This is a genomic window from Streptomyces sp. NPDC020362 (assembly GCF_040642095.1).
Classification (GTDB): Bacteria; Actinomycetota; Actinomycetes; order Streptomycetales; family Streptomycetaceae; genus Streptomyces.
The window spans coordinates 7,117-11,056 of sequence record NZ_JBFAET010000229.1; the positions used below are offsets into that span (position 1 = coordinate 7,117).

Annotated in this window: 1 protein-coding gene; it reads right to left on the minus strand. The window is 59.6% G+C overall.

Annotated features, from left to right (window positions below):
* Positions 1 to 3,940: hypothetical protein (locus AB0H32_RS41740; RefSeq protein ID WP_361132724.1), on the minus strand; the 3,940-nt coding region annotated here is incomplete at both ends.

A 3,940-nucleotide genomic window follows, 5' to 3' on the forward strand; every position in this document is an offset into this window, starting at 1 on the left:
CGGACGCGCTGAACCATGACAGCAGCGCCGGCGGATACGTCGTCGGCTTCGCGGTGAGCGTAGGCAAGGAAGTACAGGGCGGAGCAAAGAGCACCCGTGGCAGGCTCATACCAAAAAGTGTTCGGCATGAAGGCGGAAAGGTTCTCGTAATCGATTGGGCCGGTTGAGCCTGCCGTGCGCAAGCCCGCCAACTCCTCGTAAACCCGCACTCCGCGCTGTGCCCAGAACAGTGCGGCCTCTGGACCCAATGCGGCACGCCATTTGGTATCGGACACCATCTGGTTGACCACGCATTTGCCTAGCAGGAGTTGGTAGGTGCTGGGGTCGGTTTGGGTGAGACGTTCGACGAGGCGGACGCGCTGAACCATGACAGCAGCGCCGGCGGATACGTCGTCGGCTTCGCGGTGAGCGTAGGCAAGGAAGTACAGGGCGGAGCAAAGAGCACCCGTGGCAGGCTCATACCAAAAAGTGTTCGGCGTGAAGGCTGCGAGATTCGTGTAGTCGACCGGAGTCTGTGAGTCCGCGGGGCGAAGACCTCCCAGCTGTTCGTAGACCTTCACTGTCAAGCGACCGATGGATTGTGCCTTTTCTACGCCCATGTCTGCGCGGTGGCGGGCTAGCGCATCGAGTAGTTTATCACCGAGTAGAGGGAGGTACTTCTGAGGGTCGACGGCGACCAGTCGGAGATAAATGGCGATGCTCTCGTCTAGCGCATCGTTTCCCTCCTTGTGCCGTTGTTCTTTCCAGAGCTTTACCGCAAAATCTGCCAACGCCTGCGCACGGTCGGCCCAGGGCTTCGGGCAGGCGGTGAAGTTGTCCGCGTAGCTGGGAAATTGTGGATTGCTGTAGTCCATGAGGATGTCATAGTCCAGGGGGCCCTGGTCACAGCCGGGATGATGGAACGCGATCAGTCCCTCGTGGCCATTCGACCAGAGGTAAGGGCCAGACACCAAGGGAAGCCCGCCGAACCCGTTCGGGTAGAGAAGAACACCGTCCTCTTTGATGATCCGGGGCTCCCACTTGTTGGCCTCCGGGCGCAACCAGAACTCATAGGTAGGACCGTCGATGGTGTGAAAGGTGTAGTGCTCGTTCCACATCAACGGATCGGGGAAGTCATTGCTGTCCTTGACCTTGCTTTTGAACGCCTCAAACGGGACAGGCGAGTGCGTGGCCGGATCGATGGTGTCAGCCTCGACCGCGTAGAGGAGGCCGAAGTTCTTCGGGAATACGTTGAAGACGACGTTGAGCTCCGTTGCCTGGTCGGGGTCAGGAGCTGTGCGATAGCAGGCGACGTATACACCGAGGGGTCCGTAGTCCCGGAGGTCGGCATTCAGGTTGAGGAAGATCCAGCCGTCCTCCCACGCTGCGCCGGTCAAGTCCAGCCACTTGTCCGGGATTTCCAGGTCGGCTCCGCAAGCGAACCCCCGGTGAACGGCAGTGTTGTTGCACCAGCGTTCACCCGGCCAGCGACCAAAGCGGATGAGATCGGAGAATTCGAGATCAAGTTCGGGCCGACCTGTCACATCGAAGGCGCGGGTAATCAACAGGGTCGTAGACTGTGCAATCGCGACCTGCTTGTATTTGGTAAATTCGTCTTTACCGTAGCCACTGTTGAGCCACATGCCGCCGGCGGTCAGAAGGAACGAAGGGAAGCGCGAGTATATTTCGACGCCGCCGTCAGCGTCTTCATCAGCCTCATGCAGCTGCGGTCGCTTGCCGTGGTTGAAAATGTGCTGACCAGGTTCCTTCCATTTTTCCAAGGCTAGGATGTAAGCGGCGGGGGGCGGACGGTAGCTTGACAGGCCACCGATCACAGCGTTGAAGGTGTGAGCGTCTGGATACCAGGGAGTGGCCTTTCCGTCGCGGTCGGTGGGTCCGACATAGCAATGGAAGAATGCGATGAGCGGATCGCCCTGAGGATCTGTAAACAGATCTTTATGATCCGTTGTATTGTTAGTATTCTCCTTCATTCGCCGGAAGGGTGAGATTCGGCGTATTCGCGTGCTGGAGACCGCGAATTTAACCATGCTGTAGTCGAGTATGATTCGGGCCGCCTTCCTGATGTTCTTATCTGTCGCGAACTCGTGAAGGTTGAGCAGCGCATGCAAAGACATGCGCTGGTATACCCTGGAATTGAATTCTAGGAAATCGTGTTTGGCGAACTGCTGCAGATGGTCGAGCAGCCAGGCTGTCAGGCCGTTGGTGGAATTATCGAACGGCTGATCTCCGAGTCGCTCATAGAGCATCTGGTTCACCAAGTATCTCGTGCTTTCGATCATCAAGATGTGGTTCTCGGTCTCCGGGGCGTTCTCAGTTGCGAATACATACTCATGGAGGGCGAGACGCAAGGGTCCGCTGAGTTTGGTGGGCACGAGTGTTATGAGGAGGTCTTCGATCTCTTCTTCGGTGAGTAGGTGCTTGTAGCGATAGAGGACGACCATGAGTCCTTTGAGGGCCATGTCATAGTTGCCCTTGCGGCTGCCGAGGAGACCCTCGTCGAAGTCTGTACCCACTTGTCCGTGGCCACGGTTGAGTCGACGAATGAAGACATGGGCGAGGACGCGGCTGGGCAGCTCGCCCACTGTTCTGAAGCTGGCATCTTCGGATGCGGCCTGCATATGGGCAATCAGCTGGATGGTCTCGTTCTCGCCGACCGTGACCTCCTGCTGGTCCAGGAGGACCAGGGGGCGGCGCCGGGCAAAGTGGCGGGCGATGGCGTTGACGCGGTGGCCGTGGCTGGCGTAGGCGCCGGCGGGGGTGCCGTCAAGGGCAGGGACGTCGATGTGGGCGTTGAAGCCGTGTGGGAGGAAAACGTTGGGGTCCCGGAACTCGACTTTGATGGCTGGCGTCGCACCCGGCGGAGTTTCGTGGGTTAGCGGGGAGGCGGGCGGGAAAAGGGAAGGATCCGGGACGGGGCTTGAAGTCTCCACGGGGAAGATGAGGAAGAAATAGCTACCGATGCCGCCGACAGATACGACGTCCCGCAGGACGAGATGTCCGCTGCCAATGCCCGTGCGTGCCAATTCGGTGTCCTGGAGCCAGATGTATTTCTGGACGATGGGATACCCGCCGGCCAGATGAACGTCGACACGAAATGCGTTGAACGGGGTGTTTGCCCCGCCCCAGTCGACTTCGATTGAATCGAACCGCTGGTAGGCGGCGACCACCATATTCGGGCCGAACTTGGGTACCGTTTGGATGGCGCCGTTCTCGAAGAGCTGTCCACGTCCGGTGTCGCTCATTACTTCGTCTGCGACCGGTTTCCCGAGCGGGCCGGCCCATGCTCCGAGTTCGTGCCAGCGTTCCGCGATCAGCCCGTTGACCGGTGGCCCTCCAGGGTTGGGGGTTTCCGTCGCTTCCCCGAGCTGCACTCGTACGGGGATGGTGTAGCCCCGGCATGTGTCCGAGCCGACCAGGGGTGAGGTGCAGCTCTTGACGGTGAAGCCATAGTCGCCAAAGCCCTGCAGCCTGACCCATCTGCGTATACGGCCCCGCTTATGAGAGCGGAACTGCGTGGCGGCCTGCCCCTGTGGAACGTCGTTGTACGTAATGTCGTACCCGAAGTAGTCGTGGGCAAAGTGGGGTCGTGACCATTCGAAGCATGCTTCGTTGCGAAGCCTGAAGACGCTTACCACCATGTCTTCATCGATGGATGAGGTGATCTCACCACGTTCGAAAAGCTGGTGGACTCCGTTCCGGCCGGGAGTGTCCTCCTTTGGACCTATCGGTTGCCCGAAAGGCCCGTCGGCTGCGCCCCAACTTCGCCACCGGATGTCGATCTTGTCATGCGGAGACAAAAGTCGGTACCAGCTGTGCCAGTTGGCGTTCTCGCCGCCCCACCAGTTGCCGTAGATTCCGCCGTCGGGTCGGACGGCCCAGATCTCCTGGTGGTCGTCGAAGCGGGACAGTGCGGCGATGGGTGTGCCTGGGTCGAACGTCT